The organism is Sphingopyxis sp. P1IMeth2, from assembly GCF_900185685.1.
Classification (GTDB): Bacteria; Pseudomonadota; Alphaproteobacteria; order Sphingomonadales; family Sphingomonadaceae; genus Sphingopyxis; species Sphingopyxis terrae_A.
Genome location: NZ_FYAT01000013.1, coordinates 24,261 through 41,902, shown reverse-complemented (window position 1 = coordinate 41,902; position 17,642 = coordinate 24,261). Strand labels below are relative to the sequence as shown.

Annotated in this window: 15 protein-coding genes and 1 pseudogene; 9 read left to right on the top strand and 7 right to left on the bottom strand. The window is 67.0% G+C overall.

What is annotated here, in order from left to right; genetic code table 11:
• Positions 1 to 32: 32 nt before the first annotated feature.
• The gene (gene dnaJ / locus P1IM2_RS11525; RefSeq protein WP_186402571.1) at positions 33 to 1,169 is read left to right on the top strand and encodes a molecular chaperone DnaJ; all 1,137 of its coding nucleotides are present in this window, start codon (positions 33 to 35) and stop codon (positions 1,167 to 1,169) included.
• A gap of 118 nt (positions 1,170 to 1,287) precedes the next feature.
• Here the strand turns inward: dnaJ and P1IM2_RS11520 are convergent, their stop codons facing one another.
• Positions 1,288 to 3,597, bottom strand: a complete 2,310-nt coding sequence (locus P1IM2_RS11520) for a patatin-like protein (protein ID WP_062900708.1) — start codon at positions 3,595 to 3,597, stop codon at positions 1,288 to 1,290.
• A gap of 179 nt (positions 3,598 to 3,776) precedes the next feature.
• Here P1IM2_RS11520 and P1IM2_RS11515 point away from each other — a divergent pair, with 179 nt between their 5' ends.
• The gene (locus P1IM2_RS11515; RefSeq protein ID WP_003040680.1) at positions 3,777 to 5,270 is read left to right on the top strand and encodes a CpaF family protein; all 1,494 of its coding nucleotides are present in this window, start codon (positions 3,777 to 3,779) and stop codon (positions 5,268 to 5,270) included.
• A 26-nt stretch (positions 5,271 to 5,296) separates the two neighbouring features.
• On the opposite strand, the gene P1IM2_RS11510 is transcribed toward P1IM2_RS11515, so the two are convergent.
• A complete protein-coding gene (locus P1IM2_RS11510) occupies positions 5,297 to 5,482 on the bottom strand; it encodes a hypothetical protein (protein ID WP_186402570.1) in 186 nt (61 codons plus the stop codon).
• Positions 5,483 to 5,544: 62 nt separating this feature from the next.
• Between P1IM2_RS11510 and P1IM2_RS11505 the strand changes: the two genes are divergently transcribed.
• Complete coding sequence (locus P1IM2_RS11505; protein ID WP_186402569.1) at positions 5,545 to 6,387, top strand: class I SAM-dependent methyltransferase; 843 nt, start codon at positions 5,545 to 5,547, stop codon at positions 6,385 to 6,387.
• Positions 6,384 to 7,157 (top strand): leucyl/phenylalanyl-tRNA--protein transferase, encoded by a 774-nt coding sequence (gene aat / locus P1IM2_RS11500; RefSeq protein ID WP_217373569.1) that lies wholly within the window; start codon positions 6,384 to 6,386, stop codon positions 7,155 to 7,157. Before P1IM2_RS11505 ends, aat begins: the two co-directional genes overlap by 4 nt.
• Positions 7,158 to 7,192: 35 nt before the next feature.
• Here aat and P1IM2_RS18950 read toward each other — a convergent pair.
• The 4 genes and pseudogenes from P1IM2_RS18950 to P1IM2_RS11480 form a co-directional block, all read right to left on the bottom strand.
• Positions 7,193 to 7,363, bottom strand: a pseudogene (locus tag P1IM2_RS18950) (DUF2155 domain-containing protein); the annotation flags it as partial.
• 236 nt (positions 7,364 to 7,599) lie between these two features.
• Entirely contained in the window at positions 7,600 to 7,986 is a 387-nt protein-coding gene (locus tag P1IM2_RS11490) for an NADH:ubiquinone oxidoreductase subunit NDUFA12 (RefSeq protein ID WP_003040693.1), read from the bottom strand.
• Between the two features lie 82 nt (positions 7,987 to 8,068).
• Positions 8,069 to 8,533, bottom strand: coding sequence for a DUF192 domain-containing protein (locus P1IM2_RS11485; RefSeq protein ID WP_062902980.1), 465 nt, complete (start codon positions 8,531 to 8,533; stop codon positions 8,069 to 8,071).
• A gap of 74 nt (positions 8,534 to 8,607) precedes the next feature.
• Entirely contained in the window at positions 8,608 to 9,180 is a 573-nt protein-coding gene (locus P1IM2_RS11480; RefSeq protein ID WP_186402568.1) for a RecX family transcriptional regulator, read from the bottom strand.
• A 182-nt stretch (positions 9,181 to 9,362) separates the two neighbouring features.
• Here P1IM2_RS11480 and P1IM2_RS11475 point away from each other — a divergent pair, with 182 nt between their 5' ends.
• The 3 genes from P1IM2_RS11475 to P1IM2_RS11465 all read left to right on the top strand — a co-directional run bounded on the left by P1IM2_RS11475 (position 9,363) and on the right by P1IM2_RS11465 (position 14,360).
• Positions 9,363 to 11,114 carry a fatty acyl-AMP ligase gene (locus P1IM2_RS11475; RefSeq protein WP_062900711.1) on the top strand — a complete coding sequence of 584 codons (1,752 nt, stop codon included), beginning with the start codon at positions 9,363 to 9,365 and terminating at the stop codon, positions 11,112 to 11,114.
• A 106-nt stretch (positions 11,115 to 11,220) separates the two neighbouring features.
• Positions 11,221 to 13,575, top strand: coding sequence for a putative bifunctional diguanylate cyclase/phosphodiesterase (locus P1IM2_RS11470; RefSeq protein WP_062900712.1), 2,355 nt, complete (start codon positions 11,221 to 11,223; stop codon positions 13,573 to 13,575).
• Between the two features lie 221 nt (positions 13,576 to 13,796).
• Complete coding sequence (locus P1IM2_RS11465; RefSeq protein ID WP_003040706.1) at positions 13,797 to 14,360, top strand: CHAP domain-containing protein; 564 nt, start codon at positions 13,797 to 13,799, stop codon at positions 14,358 to 14,360.
• A gap of 110 nt (positions 14,361 to 14,470) precedes the next feature.
• On the opposite strand, the gene P1IM2_RS11460 is transcribed toward P1IM2_RS11465, so the two are convergent.
• Entirely contained in the window at positions 14,471 to 14,740 is a 270-nt protein-coding gene (locus tag P1IM2_RS11460) for a DUF3297 family protein (protein WP_186402567.1), read from the bottom strand.
• A 322-nt stretch (positions 14,741 to 15,062) separates the two neighbouring features.
• Here P1IM2_RS11460 and P1IM2_RS11455 point away from each other — a divergent pair, with 322 nt between their 5' ends.
• Positions 15,063 to 15,986, top strand: a complete 924-nt coding sequence (locus P1IM2_RS11455) for a hypothetical protein (protein ID WP_186402566.1) — start codon at positions 15,063 to 15,065, stop codon at positions 15,984 to 15,986.
• Between the two features lie 8 nt (positions 15,987 to 15,994).
• Complete coding sequence (locus P1IM2_RS11450; RefSeq protein WP_186402565.1) at positions 15,995 to 17,635, top strand: ShlB/FhaC/HecB family hemolysin secretion/activation protein; 1,641 nt, start codon at positions 15,995 to 15,997, stop codon at positions 17,633 to 17,635.
• The last annotated feature ends 7 nt before the right edge of the window (positions 17,636 to 17,642 follow it).

Genomic DNA, 17,642 nt, shown 5'->3' with positions numbered 1-17,642 from the left:
CGGCGCGGCGGGGCAGAGGGGGCCGATAGACCATGTCGCTCGACATCGATTATTACGAACTGCTCGAATGCGAGCGCGGCGCCGACGACGCGACGCTGAAAGCCAGCTACCGCAAGCTCGCCATGAAATACCACCCCGACAAGAATCCGGGGTGCGGCGACAGCGAAGCGCGGTTCAAGGCAATCAACGAAGCCTATGATTGCCTCAAAGACCCGCAAAAGCGGGCAGCCTACGACCGCTTCGGCAAGGCGGCGTTCCAGAATGGCGGCGGCCCGGGCGGCGGCTTCGGTGGCGGCGCCGAATTCGGCGATATCGGCGACATTTTCGAATCGATCTTCGGGTCGGCTTTCGGCGGCGGTCGGCAGCAGCAGCGCGGCCCCGCGCGCGGCGCCGACCTGCGCTACGACATGGAAATCCGGCTCGAAGACGCTTTTGGCGGCTGCAGCCGCGAGATTCAGGTCGATGTCGCTGCGCGCTGCGACGTCTGCGACGGGTCGGGCGCGAAGCCCGGCACCGCGACGCACCGCTGCACCACCTGCAACGGCCACGGCAAGGTCCGCGCGCAGCAGGGCTTTTTCATGGTCGAGCGCACCTGCCCGCACTGCCAGGGATCGGGCGAGGTCATCACCGACCCGTGCGGCACCTGTCACGGCGAAGGCCGTGTCGACCGGCGCAAGACGCTGACCGTCGAAATCCCGCCCGGCGTCGATGAAGGCACGCGCATCCGCCTGCAGGGCGAAGGCGAAAGCGGCGCGCGCGGCGCAGCGGCTGGTGACCTCTACATCTTCCTCCACATGGCGCGGCACAAGCTGTTCGAACGCGAAGGCACGACGTTGTTCACGCGCGCGCCGATCAGCTTCACCACCGCCGCGCTCGGCGGCTGCATCACCATCCCCGGCCTCGACGGGCGCAAGCATGACATCAGCATTCCCGCGGGCATCCAGTCGGGCAAGCAGCTTCGTCAGCGCGGCGCCGGGATGCCCGTGCTCAACGGTCGCGGCCACGGGGACCTGGTGGTTCAGATCGACGTCGAAACCCCGACGCGGCTGAATGCCAAGCAGAAGGAATTGCTGCAGGCGTTCCGCGAAACCGAGACCGGCGAAGAATGCCCGGCAAGCCAGGGCTTTTTCGGACGGCTCAAGGAAATGTGGGACGATCTGACGGATTAGGCTTCCATACTTCTCACCTCGTCATTGCGAGGAGCGCCGCGACGAAGCAATCTCCAGCCATCGTCCTACCACCTCGATAGCTGGAGATTGCTTCGCTTCGCTCGCAATGACGGGTGAGTTACCCAATCTGGCCCCGCAATTCGGCAATCAGCGCCGCGACCTTGGGTAGGCGCGGTTCCTCTTCATCGAGGATCGCGTAGAAAGCCCGGCGTTTGAGCGCCGCCAGTTCGTCGGTGCGCAGCGCACCCTCGCCGCCGACGCTCGACGCGACGATGTCGATCAGCCGGTCGGCACCGTGGAGCCGCCCCCACAGATAGTCATTCTCGCGATAGGCGCGGCTGAAGAAGGCGCCGAAGCTGTTGAACTCGATCCCCTTGAGCATCGACGCCGCGCCGCCGGTGCGGATCGCGGTCGCGTCCGACGGCGAGATGCGGTCGATCTTGATGGGATCGAATTCGTCGAACCCCTCGCCCTGCAACAGCGGCAGGGTGGCAATGTCGTAAAAAGGATAGCCGAGATAGGCGAGCAGCATCGTGCGCCGGTCGTCCTTGGGCAGGCTGCCGAGCGCGGCGGCGATCAATATATCGGCATCGGCATCGACGCTGACCAGATCGCGCCGTTCGGCGATCGCGTCGATCCACTGCGCCGCGCTGGCGTCGGCGGGCACGTCGAGCCGCTCGAGCCACTGGTCGCCCTCGCGTTCGAGATAGAGGCCGAGCGCGGTGTAGATCGCGCCTCGCATCGTCTCGCACGCCGGATCGGGCGCATCGCGCTTTGCCTCGACCGCGGCGTCGAGTTCGCGCGCGAGGAAGCGCAGACGCCGGATGCGAAAGCCAAGGTCGTGGGTGCGGAAAAAGGCAATCGCGTCGGTGCTCGCGCCCGAACCGCGCTTGCCCGAAATGCGGTCGAGCCCGCGGCTGCGGATTTCGTCCCACACGGCGTCGCGCCGGTTGCGCTGATGGATGTCGCCCTCGGGCGGTGCCAGCCGGTCGATCAGCGCGACCAGCTCCTCGACCACCGCCGAGAGCTTGAGGTGGCCATAGGGCGCATAGGCGAAGCCGGCGCGCGCCGCCGCCTCGGCCTGCGCCTTTGCGCGCCAGCGGTCGAGCCGCGCCGGGGTCGGGGTGTTGAGGAAGAAGGTCGTGCCGAACAGCGCCGCCACCTGCTCCTCGACCTCGACCTTCATCGCATCGACGACGCGCTGCATGCGGCGGATGCGCCGCGACATATTCTCGATCGCCTCGACGCTGTCGCGGATCGGCTGTTCGCGCGGAATTTCGGACAGTGCGCCGAGGATGGTCGAAAAAAAGCCCGGCGGGCGGCGCGCTTCGCCCTCGCCTGCCTCGCCAGGCTTGCCGAAGCTGATCGAGCGATAATCGGGCTTGGGATCGATATAGACGAAGCGCCGGTCGATCTCGCGCCGCGCCGGCCGCTGCTTGAGCGCCGCGATCGCCGGACGGAACGGCGCGTTTGCGAGCACCGACCCGTCGATGAGCACCCGGTCGGAGGGGTCGGCCTCGCTCCCCGTCGGAAGCTGGACGCGGACGAAATCGGCGCGCGCCGGCCAGGCGATGCCGCGCTTTTCGAGCACGCTGTCGAGTTCGCGCAGCGTGAAGGGCGGAAAGGCGCCGGGAAAGCTGGCGGTCGCGCGCGCCGCGGCAGCGAGGCCGGGGACGTCGTCGAGCCGCTTGCCCGCGCGGCCGTCCTGCCGGAAATGCATGATCAGCCGGTGTTCCTGCTCGGTCACGCGCGGCGGACTGTTGAGCGCGAGCGGCATGCTGTGCCCCGCATAGTCGGTCACCGAGACGAACAGGTCGACCGGCTGACCCGCCGGCAGCAGCGGCCGCCCCTGCGGCCCCGACGCCATCGCATCGAAGGCATCGAGCAGCAGGCCGGAGAAAATCTGTCCGCCGAAGGGCGGTTCGAACCAGCGCGCGCGCACGAAGCGCGACAGCTTGGCGCGCACCTCGTCCTGCGCGCCCTCGCCCACCGTGCGGTCGATGACATTGCCGCGCCGCTTCATCGCCCAGCCGGCGATCGGCACCGCCCAGAATTTGGTTGCCGCCGACAACGGCCGCGCATCCGGGTCGATCAGCCGGTCGACATCGGCATCGTCGAGCCATAATTCGGTGAGCGGGTCGAGCGACTGGCCGGTCGCCATTGCCCGCGCGAGGAAAATGCCGTTGATCCCCCCCGCGCTGGCGCCCGCGATGATGTCGGCAAGGACGCGCAGCTTGATCCCGCTGCGCGCCGCGAGCGCGACCAGCAATTCGCCATAGGCATCGACCGCCGCCGGTTCCGCCTCGTCGTGAAAGGTGCGCGACGCCGCCGCGAGCCGCCACACTTCCTTGGTGATGCCGTGCATGTAGACGGCAAGGCTGATGCCGCCGTAGCAGATCAGGGCAAAGCGTAATTCCTTCTCGCGCATCGGCGACCTGATAGCGCGCTTCCGCACGCCGCGTCACCCCTTGCCGGTCGGTTCCCGAAAAGCCGGGCGGCGCATTAGGACAATATCAAAGTTTCCGATTTATTCACCGTGTCGAATGGGGGTTTGGCCATCAAATGTGGCCGATTTCCCAGTCTGTAGAGTCGAAGCAGGAAGAAGCGATGAGTGCATTCGGACGCCGTCCCGGAACCGCAGGCCGCCCCGCCTTTGGCGTGGCCAAGCCGATGCAGGCTGGCCCCGGCATGGCCGGCGGCGCGCAATTTCCTGCGATCGACACGCCGGCCGCCGAGGCACCCCCGCCGCCGTCGAACCTGAGCCCCGAAATGGAGGCGATGGAGCGGCTGAACCAGCGGTCGACCGCCGAGGCGATGGAGCCCGAAAAGGCGCAGGGCTTCGAAGCCAGCGTCCACAAAATCAAGGAACAGGTGCTGCCGCGCCTGCTCGAACGCGTCGATCCCGAGGCCGCGGCGACGCTGTCGAAGGACGAGTTGACCGAGGAATTCCGCCCGATCATCCTCGAAGTGCTCGCCGAGCTGCGCATCACGCTCAACCGCCGCGAGCAATTCGCGCTCGAAAAGGTGCTCGTCGACGAATTGCTCGGCTTCGGCCCGCTCGAAGAGCTGCTCTCCGACCCCGACATCAGCGACATCATGGTCAACGGCCCGTATCAGACCTATGTCGAGCGCAAGGGCCAGCTCGTCATCGCACCGATCCAGTTCCGCGATGAACAGCATCTTTTCCAGATCGCCCAGCGCATCTGTAACCAGGTCGGCCGCCGCGTCGACCAGACAACGCCGCTCGCCGACGCCCGTCTCAAGGACGGTAGCCGCGTCAACGTGATCGTGCCGCCGCTCTCGCTTCGCGGAACCGCGATCTCGATTCGTAAATTCTCGGCCAAGCCGATCACGCTCGACATGCTCTGTCAGTGGGGCGCGATGAGCCAGAAGATGTGCACCGCGCTGAAGATCGCAGGCGCGAGCCGGTTCAACATCGTCATCTCGGGCGGTACGGGTTCGGGTAAGACGACGATGCTCAACGCGCTCTCCAAGATGATCGACCCCGGCGAGCGCGTGCTGACCATCGAGGATGCCGCCGAATTGCGGCTACAGCAGCCGCACTGGCTGCCGCTCGAAACGCGCCCCGCGAACCTTGAAGGCAACGGTGCCATTCACATGGGCGACCTTGTGAAGAACGCGCTGCGTATGCGTCCTGACCGCATCATCATGGGCGAAGTCCGCGGCGCGGAGTGTTTCGACCTCCTCGCCGCGATGAACACCGGTCACGACGGGTCGATGTGTACGCTGCACTCGAACAGCCCGCGCGAATGCCTTGGCCGTATGGAAAATATGGTGCTGATGGGCGACATCAAGATTCCGAAGGAAGCGATCTCGAAACAGATCGCCGACTCGGTCGACCTGATCGTCCAGATCAAGCGTCTGCGCGATGGCTCGCGCCGCGTGACCAACGTGACCGAGGTAATCGGCATGGAAGGCGACGTCATCGTCACCCAAGAATTGTTCAAGTTCGAATATTTGGACGAGGACAAGGACGGAAAGATCATCGGCGAATATCGCTCGATGGGCCTGCGTCCCTATACGCTGGAAAAGGCGCGCCAGTACGGCTTCGATCAGCCGTACCTCGAGGCCTGCCTGTAAACTCCGCCTGCGGGGGGAGGTGACGCTTAGGGCTTGAGCGCCAGCGCCGCCGCTACGATCGCGACCGCTACGCTCACCAGCGCGATGCCGCGCCACGGCATGAAACCGACGTTGTCGACGTCGTGGCGATTGCGGCGGCGCCACTCGGCGAGTTCGGCGACACCGAACAGGATCGCAGCAGTTACGCTCACCGACAGCATCGACACTTGCATTGACGCTCAACCCTTCGCAAACAGGGGATCTTCCCCCCCCCCCCCAGTGACGAGGTGCCGATATGCGTTCGCTTCCGATTATTGCAACCGCTCTTCTTGCCGCCACCGCTCCGGCGTTCGCGATGGCCGATCCGCACGCCGGACATGGCGATCATGGTGCACACGGTGCCGCGCCGGACGGCGCGATCGCCGCAGCGGTGGCGGCGCCGACCCGCACCCCCGCCAACGTCGCGCGCGACGCGGCGCGCCATCCCGCCGAAACGCTAGCCTTCTTCGGCGTGAAGCCGGGCGATACGGTCGTCGAGCTGTGGCCGGGCGGCGGCTGGTATACCGAGATTCTGGCGCCGCTGACCCAAAGCGGTGGCGGCACGCTCTATGCCGCGGCCCCGTGGGAGCGCGGGCTGAATACGGTCCGCAAATGGCAGGAGGCCAAGCCCGACGCCTATGGCGCGGTCAAGCTCGCCGAATTTCCTGCAACCGGTGCCGGACCCAAAGTGCCCGACGGCAGCGCCGACGTGGTGCTGACCTTTCGCAACGTCCACAACTGGCGCTTCGGCGGCATGGACAAGACCGCCGAAGCATTCCAGCAAATCTATGCGATGCTGAAGCCCGGCGGCGTACTCGGCGTCGTCGACCACCGCCTGCCCGAGGCGATGGATTCGGCACTCGAGGAAAAGAGCGGCGATATGAAGCGCTCGTCGGTCGTCGCCTTTGCCGAAGCCGCCGGCTTCACGCTGGCGGGCGAAAGCGAGGTCAACGCCAACCCCCGGGACACGCACGATTATGAAAAGGGCGTGTGGAGCCTGCCGCCGACGCTGACCAACAAGGATATCGACCGCGAAAAATATGTCGCGATCGGCGAATCGGACCGCATGACGCTGAAGTTCGTGAAGCCGGCAAGCTGAGCAAGCCGCTCGAAACGATCGACCCCGCGCTGCTGCTCAGCGCCTATGCGCAGGGGATATTCCCGATGGCCGACGGGGCGGACGACCCGTCGGTCCATTGGGTCGAACCGCGGCTGCGCGCGATCCTGCCGCTCGATGGCTTTCACCTGTCGCGCAGCCTGCGCAAGCTGCTGCTCGCCGACCGTTTCCGCGTCACCACCGACACCGCCTTTCCCGCGATGACGGCGCTGTGCGCCGAAGCCGCCGACGACCGGCCGACGACGTGGATCAACCCGGTGATCCGTGCGAGCTACGAACGATTGTTCCGCATGGGCCATGCCCATAGCGTCGAATGCTGGTACGACGGGGAGTTGGTCGGCGGCCTCTATGGCGTGTCGCTGGGGCGCGCCTTTTTCGGCGAGTCGATGGTCAGCCGGATGCGCGACGCCTCGAAAATCGCGCTCGCGCATCTCGTCGCGCGGCTCAGTGCCGGGGGCTTCGAGCTGCTCGATTGCCAGTTCATGACGCCGCACCTCGCCAGCCTGGGCGCGATCGAAATGCCCCAGGCCGCCTATCTCGCGCGGCTTTACTCGGTGCTGTCGGGGGCCGGCGATGCGGCCTTGGGCGCCGCCGCGGGAGCGGCCGGAGCCGGAGTACCCTCGCCGCCATTCCCGGCGGGCGACTGGTCGGCGCTCGATGCCTTGGGCGCCGATACTGCCTTGGGTGCGGAGCGCGCGACGGGTTCGCCGCCCGGATATGTCATCGCACAGCTTTTGACGAAGACATCATAGATCGGGTGCTGGATCACATTGCGCTCGGGGCGTTCCTTGAACACCCAGCCCGAAAAGACGCGATACCATTTATTGTCGCGCTGATCCTGCACCGACAATTGCACGAAGGCGCCGGTTTCGGGGGGATCTTCCCACGGCGCCGTCTGTTCGCAGGCGCGCAGGCGAACGATCGCGCGGCCGACACGCGCGGTATCGCCCGGCTTCATCGTCAGATCCTGCACCAGCCCGTTGCGCTTGTTGAGCAGGCCCACCACTGCAACGCGTTCGGCCATCGGGGTCGCGCCTTCGATCCCGCCGACTTCCTGCGGCACGGTTTCGGACTTGGCGATCTGCGGGATGTTGCTCGTCGTCTTGGTCTGGTTGCCGCGATCGCAGCCGGCCAGCGTCGTCGCCGCGAGCAGCGCGATCAGCGCGGAACGGAAAAGCGGCGTCGCCACGGCGCTCAGTCGGCGCCGGGCCGCCAGGCCTCGTAATCGCCAGTCGCGGCGGCGCGATGCCCGCCGCGTTCGAGCGCGCCGGCGGGGCGATAGGCACCCAGGCTGCCGGTCAGATTTGCAGTCGGCTCGGCGAGCCAGGGGCGTGGCGCGGGCAGCACGTCGGACGGCAGTTCGTCGAAGGTGCCGTGCAGCCAGCCGTGCCATTCGGGCGGCACGCGGCTCGCGTCGTTCGATCCCTTGTAGAGCACCCAGCGGCGCTTGCCGTCGCGCGACCGGAAATAGCGGTTGCCAAGGCCGTCCTCGCCTACCTGCTCGCCATTTTTCCAGCTGCTCAGCAGCGTGCCGACGGTCGCGCCGTCCCACCAGGTGAAAATCTTGCCCAAGATGCTCATGGCGGTGGCGTTTACAGGCAAGCGTGCGGGCTTCGCAAGCGGTCTTTGGCGAAAAGCGGCGCCATTAGCGCCTGCCCCGCCCCTACTTTGCGTCCTGCCACGTCACCTTGGCGCTTTCATCGATCCCCAGCTTCGCCGCGGTACCGCCCGCCAGCTCGAGCACCGCCGCCACTTCGCCGCCGCTGACGACGGGATCGAGCGATTCGGGGATGGCGTTTTCGGCGATCCGGTCGATGCTGCCGTCGGCGCGCACGAAGATCATGTCGAGCGGGATCAGCGTGTCCTTCATCCAGAAATTGGCGATCTTCGGCTTGGCGAACGGAAACAGCATGCCGCCATCGGCGGGCAGCGACGTGCGGAACATCAGCCCCTTTTCCTGTTCGGCCTCGGTTCGCGCGACCTCGACGCGAAAGCGGTGGGTGGTGCCCGCCATCGCGATGATCAGCGGCACCGTCGCCTCGGCGCCGGCTTCGGCCTCGGCGCCCTTGTCGCAGCCCGCGACGGGTAGCGCGAGCGCCAGGATGAGGGCGGTCAGCATGGCTCGCATCGGCATCTCCTTGTCGACTTTCTGGTCGCCTTCTTGTCGCCGGTTTCGGGGTACCGGACGTTCAGCGCCGCTGCCTAATCGAGCGCCGCCTCGGCGTCCAGCGCGGCCAGCGCCGCCGCGTCCCCCGGCGGGACAGCGAGGATGCGCCGCGCGAGCGCCGGCGAATGGCCGGCGCGCGCGAAGGCGGCCATCTGGCGCTCGCGCTGCGCGGGATCGTCGAGCGGCTGGCGCGCGAACGGACCGAAGCGGCGGCGACGCGCAAATCCGAGGGCTGAAGCCATCGCCGCGCCCTCGGCGGCGTCGATCGCCTCGCCCGCATCCGCTTCGTCGATGCCGTCGACGAAAAGCTGCGCGCGCACGCGCCGCGCGCCCAGCCCGCGCCGCGTCATCGCGGCGCCGCGCATCGCGGCGTATTGCCGGTCATCAAGGTAGCGCAGCCGCTCCATACGGTCGGCGATCGCGTCGCAAGCGGCACGCGGATCGGCCGCATCGGTCCATTCGGCCTCGCGCTGCTTGCGCCCCAGATAGCGCAGCAATTTCGCCCGGCTGGTGGCGAATCGCGCCACATAGGCGAGCGCCAATTCGTCGAGTCGCGATGCGTCGAGCGGCTTTTTGCTTCGGTCGGACGGAGTGCGGCGGTTGGCCATATGCCATGTTTATGCCACAGTCGGGTCCGATTGAGAACGATCAGAGCCCCTATGCCCGGCGGAAAGCCCGGAAAAATGGGCGATTATGTTCAAACAGTCAGGGATCGCGCACGCTCATCATGGCACCGGAAGATGACATGCTTGTTGCCGCATCCCCCGTTTCCCGGGATTCGACACCCCTTATGACCGAAAATTCCGCTCCTGCGGTGGAGGCGCTTGTCCCCACCCCGACCGAATGCGCCCAGCCGCGCCGCTTTTCGAACTTCGCCACCGTCGGCGAAGCGCTCGACTATGCCGCCGCGGGTACGCGCGGGCTCAATTTTCACGATCCGCGCGGGCGCCTGATCCGCCCCTATCCCTATAGCGAGCTCAAGGCCGATGCGCTCGAGGCTGCCTATCGCCTCGTGGCGGCGGGGGTACAGCCCGGCGACCGCATCGCGCTGGTCGCCGAAACCGGCGCCGAATTTGCCGCGCTGTTCTTCGGCACCATCTATGCCGGCGCCTGGCCGGTGCCGCTGCCGCTGCCGACCAGCTTCGGCGGGCGCGATTCCTATGTCGGACAGCTTGTCGTCCAGCTCACGAGCTGCGACCCCAAGATGCTGTTCTTCCCGCCGGAAATCGCCGCCATGGCGACCGAAGCCGCCGAACAGCGCGGCGTCCAGCCGATGGACTGGAGCGAATTTGCGGCGCGCCCGGCCCCCGTCGCGGACCTGCCGGAACAGAAGCCCGACGAAACCTGCTATCTGCAATATAGCAGTGGCTCGACGCGCTTCCCGCACGGGGTCGCCGTCACCCATGCGGCACTGCTCAACAATCTCGCGGCGCACGCGCACGGAATGGAATTGCGGGACAGCGACCGCTGCATTTCGTGGCTGCCCTGGTATCACGACATGGGGCTCGTCGGCTGCTTCCTGTCGCCGGTCGCGAACCAGGTCTCGGTCGACTATCTGAAGACCGAGGATTTCGCCCGCCGTCCGCTCGCCTGGCTCGATCTCATCAGCCGGAACAGCGGCACGACGCTCAGCTATTCGCCGACCTTCGGCTACGACATCTGCGCGCGCCGTATTTCCAGTCAGACGCATGTCGCCGACCGCTTCGACCTGTCGCGTTGGCGCGTCGCCGGCAACGGCGCCGACATGATCCGCCCCGACGTGATGCAAAGCTTCGTCGACGCCTTCGCCGACGCGGGTTTCAAGGCGAGCGCTTTTCTGCCGAGCTACGGCCTCGCCGAAGCGACGCTGGCGGTCAGCATCATGCCGCCGGGCGAGGGGATCGTCGTCGAACTGGTCGAGGAAACCGAATTGTCGGGGGCCAGCGGCGACGCCGGACGTCCGACCCGCTACCGCGCGATCGTCAATTGCGGCCGCGCGGTGCGCGACATGACGATCGAGGTTCGCGACGAGGACGGCAATATCCTTCCCGACCAGACCGTCGGCAAGGTGTGGTGCACCGGCCCGTCGCTGATGACCGGCTATTATCGCGATCCCGAATCGACCGCCGCCTGCATGAAGGACGGCTGGCTCGATACCGGCGATATGGGTTATCTGTCAGATGGTTACATCTATATCGTCGGCCGCGCCAAGGACATGATCATCATCAACGGCAAGAATCACTGGCCGCAGGATATCGAATGGGCGGTCGAACAATTGCCGGGCTTCAAGTCGGGCGACATCGCCGCCTTCGCGATCACCACGCCGGGCGGTGAAGAGACGCCGGCGGTGCTCGTCCAATGCCGCACCAGCGACGAAAAGGAACGCGCGGCGCTGCACGAAACGATCCGCGACCGGGTCCGCGCGATCACCGGCATGAACTGCCTCGTCGAGCTGATCCCGCCGCGCACGCTGCCGCGAACCAGCTCGGGCAAGCTCAGCCGCTCGAAGGCGCGCGCGCAATATCTGGCGGGCGAGATCCAGCCCTTCCGGATCGCCGCCTGAGCCGAACGGTGCGCAGCGCCAATTCTGTTCCGCTTCGGTACAGAAAATGCGACGAAGCGAAGCGCGCGGTTACTTTCGGGTAACCCGCTTTCGCTATGCAAGCGGCGTGAAAAGCCTGTTTAGCGACCAGATTTCGGACGATGATCTTCCGCTGCGCACCCTGTTGGGCCTGACCCGGCAGGACGAAGCGGTCGGCGACCTGCGCCAGCTCCAGATCGCGCCGCTGCGCGGCCGGGGCGCACTGCGCCTCCTTCTCAACGGGGGTATGGCGCTGGTCGCGGGGTTCACCATGATGATGGAAACGGCGTGGCCGGTCGTCGTCGGGTGGCTCCTCGTCACGCTCGCCTTTTCGATATGGTCGTTCCGCACCTTCGACAGGTTGCCGCTCGACGATCCCAAATTCGCGACCGCGGCAGAGTTTCGCCTTTGTCATCGCCATGCGCTGTATTCGGCGCTGCTCTGGGGCGGCGCCTTCTGGTTGCAGGGTCTGACGCCCACGCTCGACCACGTCCTTTCGCTGTGGACGATCGCGCTGCTGCTGATGCTCGCGCTGACGATGGTCGCGCACAGCATGCCGCTGACCTGCATTCTCTATATCGCGCCCGTCACGCTTTCGGCCTCGCTCGCGACCGCGGCGGCAGGCGCGCCGCAGCTGACCGGCGTGACGATGGTTGCGGGGCTGCTCCTCGCCACCTTCTGCCTTCGCTTTGCGCAGACGCACATCCGTATCCGCCGGGCCGAAACGGTGCTGCACGAAAAGTCCGAGACGGTCAGCCTGCTGCTGCGCGAGTTCGAGGACACCTCGGCCGACTGGCTGTGGCAGACCGACAATTCGCGCCGGCTGGTCCATGTATCGCCGCGCCTTGCCTATGCGCTCGGCGGCAGCGCCGAGGCACTCGAAGGCATTCCGCTGCTTCGGGCGCTGTCGGGCGACGCATGGGAAAGCGCGACCTTTCCCAAGGCGCTGCACGACATGGCCGAACGGATGAAGCGACGCGAAAGCTTTTCAAACCTGATCGTCCCCGTGACGATCGCCGGCAAGCGCCGCTGGTGGGAATTGTCGGCATCGCCGCGCCTCGACGAGAGCGGCAAGTTCCTCGGCTTCCGCGGCGTCGGATCAGACGTCACCGAACAACATGCCACCGCCGAACAGATTGCCAAGATGGCGCGCTTCGACAATCTGACAGGCCTGCCCAACCGGCTGAGCCTGCACGAAGACCTGGCGCGCGCACTGACCCACGCGCTCGAGGCGAAATCACGCTGTGCAATGATGATGATCGACCTCGATCGCTTCAAGGCGGTGAACGATACGCTCGGCCATCCGGTCGGCGACAAATTGCTCGCGCAGGTCGCCGCGCGGCTCAAGAGCATGATGGAACAGGGCATGACCTGCGGCCGCCTGGGCGGCGACGAATTCGCGGTCGTGCTTCACAATATCGTCTCGTCCAAGGAGATCGAGGATCTGGCGCGGCGGATCATCGCGACGATCAGCCGGCCCTATGTGGTCGACAATCACCAGCTCTTCGTCGGCGCCAGCGTCGGCTATGCGATCGGGCCGCAGGACGGCAATACGGTCGAAACGCTGACCCGCAACGCCGACCTTGCACTCTACAAGTCGAAGGACAAGGGCGGCAATGTCGTCGCCGCCTATGTCGCCTCGCTTCACGCCCAGGCCGAGGAACGGCGCGTGATGGAGCAGGAATTGCGCGGCGCGCTCGATCGCAAGGAGTTCGAACTCTACTACCAGCCCGTCGTCACCGCCGAGGACGGCACGCTCAACGGCTTTGAGGCCCTGATCCGCTGGACCAACCAGAAACTCGGCAGCGTATCGCCCGGCCGCTTCATTCCGCTGGCCGAGGACAGCCGCCTGATCGGCCCGATCGGCGAATGGGTGCTGCGCACCGCCTGCGCCGAAGCGATGCGCTGGCCGTCGAATCTGAAGATCGCGATCAACGTGTCGGCCGAACAGCTCACCGATCCCAATTTCGCCTCGGTTGTCGTCTCCGCGCTCGCGCAGAGCGGCCTGCCTCCACAGCGGCTCGAGATCGAAGTGACCGAAAGCGTCTTTTTGCGCGACGGCGGCGGCGCAGCGCAGCTGCTCGACCAACTCATCGGCCTCGGCGTCCGGCTGTCGCTCGACGATTTCGGCACCGGCTATTCATCGCTCGGCTATCTGCGCAAGACGCAATTCTCGACCATCAAGGTCGACCGCAGCTTCGTCGTCGGCGCCGCAAAGGGCAGCATCGAATCGATCGCGATCATCCGCGCCGTCGTCGCGCTCGCCGACAGCCTCGGCATGTCTACGACCGCAGAAGGCGCCGAAACCGAAGTCGAGGTCGACACGCTACGCACGCTCGGGTGCAGCAATATCCAAGGCTATTATTATGGCCGTCCGATGCCGGCAACTGACGTGCTGACGCTGTTCCGGCCGCCCGAATCGATCGCGACCGCGGCGGCCTGAGCGCCCTCGGTTCACCGCTTCCGCATCGGTCCGCCGCGGCGCCGAAATGCCCGTTCGGCGACGAAGCGAAGAGCCTGAGCGACGAATTGCACGGCTTAACAAAAGGTTCCCCCACCCACCGCACCAACGGCGCAACTCACCGCTAGACGGGTGGTGGTTGCGAAAGCCTGTGGCAGAGACGCTGCAACGCTTGAAGACAAGCCAATGGGGGGTCGCCTTTCATGCTTCATCGCCGCTTTCTGGGTGCATTTGCGTTGTGTGCTTCGCTGCTCGTCAGCCTTCCTGCCGCCGCGCAGAGCTATCTCCAGTGCGTCCCCTTCGCCCGTTCGGAATCGGGTGTCGAAATCCGCGGCAATGCCAAGACCTGGTGGTCGCAGGCGGCCGGTGAATATAAGCGTGGCCACGAACCCCGGAAGGGTGCCGTCATGGCATTCGCCGCGACCCGCGGCATGCCGCTGGGCCATGTCGCCGTCGTGAAAAAGGTCATCAGCGACCGCGAAATCCTGATCGATCATGCCAATTGGTCGCCGATCAACGGCCGCCGCGGCCAGATCGAGCGCAACGTCCGCGTCGTCGACGTCAGCGACGCTGGCGACTGGAGCGCGGTGCGCGTCTGGTATGCGCCGATCGGCGATCTCGGCCTGCGCGCCAACCCGGTGCAGGGCTTCATCTATCCCGACAGCGACAGCGCGCCCGACAGCTCGACCTTCGACGCACCGGTGTGGGCGAGCAACAATTGGAAGCCGGGCAACGGCCTCGACGTCGTCGCCGCTTCGCTGCGCTGAGTTGAACTGAGCAAAGTCTAACCGCTAATCGTCATTGCAAGCGCAGCGAAGCAATCTCCAGATCGACAGCCGGAGATTGCTTCGCTGCGCTTGCAATGGCGAAAGGCCGTTCAGTCGTCCGACGCTTCGTCGCTCTCGGCCCCGGCATCTTCGAACCAGGCTTCGACCGGGCCCGACAGCTTGATCGTCATCGGCTGGCCGAAACGATCCTTCGACTTGCCCGCCGCGACGCGGATCCAGCCTTCCGAGATCGAATATTCCTCGACGTCGGTACGTTCCTGGCCCTTGAACCGGATGCCGATGCCGCGTTGCAGCACCTCCATGTCGAAATGAGGCGAGCGGGGGTTGGTCGACAGGCGGTCGGGGGGCGTATCGGTCATCTGAAATCTCCGTGTTCTGGCCGCTGCCGCTAGGCGAGCCAGCCTCGCAAATCAAGCGCCGCGGCGCCCTGCCATGCCGCCGCGCCTTGCGTGCCATAGCGGAACAGAAGCGCTACCCCGCGCCGCGCGCGCAACGTCCCGTCGCGAAATAGAGGGTTAATGCCCGATATTTCCGGAACCGGCCGAATGGCGCGCATTTGCTTGGCCCAAGCGGCAACATGCGCGCCGAAATCCGAATTAACCATTGGAAAAGACGAAACTTTTTTCGGGGAGGCGGCGTCTTCTGGACAGGGACCATATCCACGCGTGAAGGAGAACGTCCATGGTTTCGACGCGTCTTGATCGTCGCATTTCCTTGCTCATCGCCCTGCCCGTCTGTCTGGCGCTCGGCGCCTGCGAATCGTCGGGAAGCTACCGCGTCGGCGCGGTCGGCCCGGCCGGACCGACCGGCGCTGCCGGCCCGCAAGGCCCCGAAGGGCCCGCCGGACCGCAAGGCCCCGCTGGCCCCGCCGGCGGCGCGCTCGGCCTTGGGGATGCGGGCGCGCTGGCTGTCGGCGGTCTGGTCGGGCCGGGCGGTATCGCGGGCACCGGCCTGCTTGCCAACACCGGCGACCCTGCGAACGTCAATCCGGTGATCGGCGGCGTGCTCGTCAAATCGAGCGGCCTCGTCAATGTCGTCGCCGACAAGACGTTGCTCCTCGCCAATGCGGTCGACAGCAAATTGCCCGGCGGCACCAACCTCGTCGGCACGGTCGTCGGCGTGGTCAAGAGCACCGGCGTCGCGCTCGTCCAGACGGGCAACGGCCAGCAATATCTGCTCGACGGCCTTGCCGCCGCGCCCGGCGAACTTGTCACCGCGACGATCGGCAAAGCCACCGCGATCGGGTCGCCCGACGCCTCGCCGCTGATCGGGGCGAGCATCCTATCGCCCGGCCAGACCAACGGATCGCTGCTGACCGTCGGGGTCGGGTCGAACGGCAACCTCGTGACGCTGCAACCCGGCGGCAGCGGCAATCTGCTCGGAGGTCTTGGCGGCGCGGTGCCGGGGACCGGCACACCGGGCAGCGGGGCGGGCAATCTGGTCGGCACGCTGACCAGCACGGTCGGCACCACCGTCGGCGGCGTAGTCGGTCAGGCAGGCGGTCAGGCCGGGGGTTCAGGCACCGAAAAAGGCGGTCTGGTCTCGGGCGTCACCCAGGGTGTCGGCGGCCTCCTCGGCGGGTTGAAGCCGCCGCGCGGGGATTGATCGCGATCATGCGCAGCCCGAACCGGTGCGGCGCCGCGGCGTTGGCAGCAGCGATGCTCCTGCCCGCCGCGGCGTCCGCCGCCCAATCGTCGACCACCCCGCTCGAACCGGGGCGCCCGCCGCTGTCCCCGACCAGCGACCGGCCTTTCCCGCTTCCCGATCCCCAGATCGCAGCGCCGTCGCCGGCACGCACGGCGCCGCAGGGGCGCCCCGACATCGCGATCCGCAAAGTCCGCTTCATCGGGGCAGGCGTTCCCGCCAATGTCGCCAAGGCAGCCGAGCGCTATATCGGCCGCCCCGCCTCGACCGAAAATCTGAAGCGCCTCGCCGCCGCGATGACGCGCGCCTACAACCGGTCGAGCGTCGCGCTGTTCACGCTCGTCATCCCCGAACAGGATTTTGCGGACGGCGTCGTCACCGTCGCCTCGGCCGAGGGGCATATAAGCCGCGTGACGATCAGCGGCGATGCGAAGGGCGGCCCCGCCCCGCTAATCGCGCGCATGGCCGCACCACTGCCAGGGCAAGCCCCATTGCCGCGCGCCCGGTTCGAACGCGCGCTCGGCACTATCGCCGACATTCCGGGCACCAAGGTCACCCCGACGCTGGCGCTCGGCGACAGCCCCGGCGCGGTGGCGCTCGATCTGGCGGTCGACGCCAGCCGCCCGACGCTCGGCGTCGGCTTCACGACGCGGTCGAGCCCCTATGTCCGCGACGGCATCGTCGAGGCGACCGCGCGCGGCTACAGCCTCCTGCGCAGCGGCGACGAGAGCCAGCTCGGCGGCGCGGCGGCGGTCGATTTCAAATCGCTGCTCTATATCACCGCGCGCCATTCGACGCCGCTGGGCGCCGCGGGCACGCGCGCCGAGCTGTCGGTCGCGGCGCTGCGCACCCGGCCGCGTGCGCTCGCCATCGACGGCAAGGCGTGGAGCGGCGGGCTGGCGGTCACCCACCCGCTGATCCGCAGCACGCGGCGCACGCTCACCCTGTCGGGGCGGCTCGACTATCTCGATTCGCGCAACGCCCTGTTCGGCACCACTCTCGCGGCGGAGAAAAGCTGGACCGCGAGCGGCGCGCTGGCCTTTCGCCTGACCGAGGACCGCAGCGTCGTCGGCGCCCACCTCGGCGTCTCGCGCGGCCTCGACATTGCGGGCGCGCACGTCGATCCGGCGGTGGGGGAAGCGGGGTTCCTCCATGCCGACGCAGCGGTCGAGGCGAATCAGGCGATCGGCAAGCGCGTCGTGCTGCGCGCGGCCGCCACCGGACGCTGGACGCGGGACCGCCTGCCGGCGGCACAGCGCTTCAGCGTCGGCGGCGCCAGCTTCGGGCGCGCCTTCGACGACGGGCTGGTTAGCGGCGACCGCGGCTATGCAGGCTTCGGAGAACTGGCGCTGCGCCCGCTGGCGAAGGGCGCGCTGGCGAAGAGCGAGGTCTATGCCTTCGCCGACTATGCCGATGTGACGCTGCTCGCGCGCCCCACGACATCGCGCAGCCGGTTCGATCTGGGAAGCTGGGGCGGCGGGGTGCGCCTGTCCTACCGCGACAATGCGACGATCGGGGTCGAGTTCGCCGATGCGTGGAACCAGCCCACCCCCGGCTTCGATCAGGGTTGGCGCGTCGCGCTCGCCTGGAAAGTGTCGATCCGCCCCTGACCGGCGC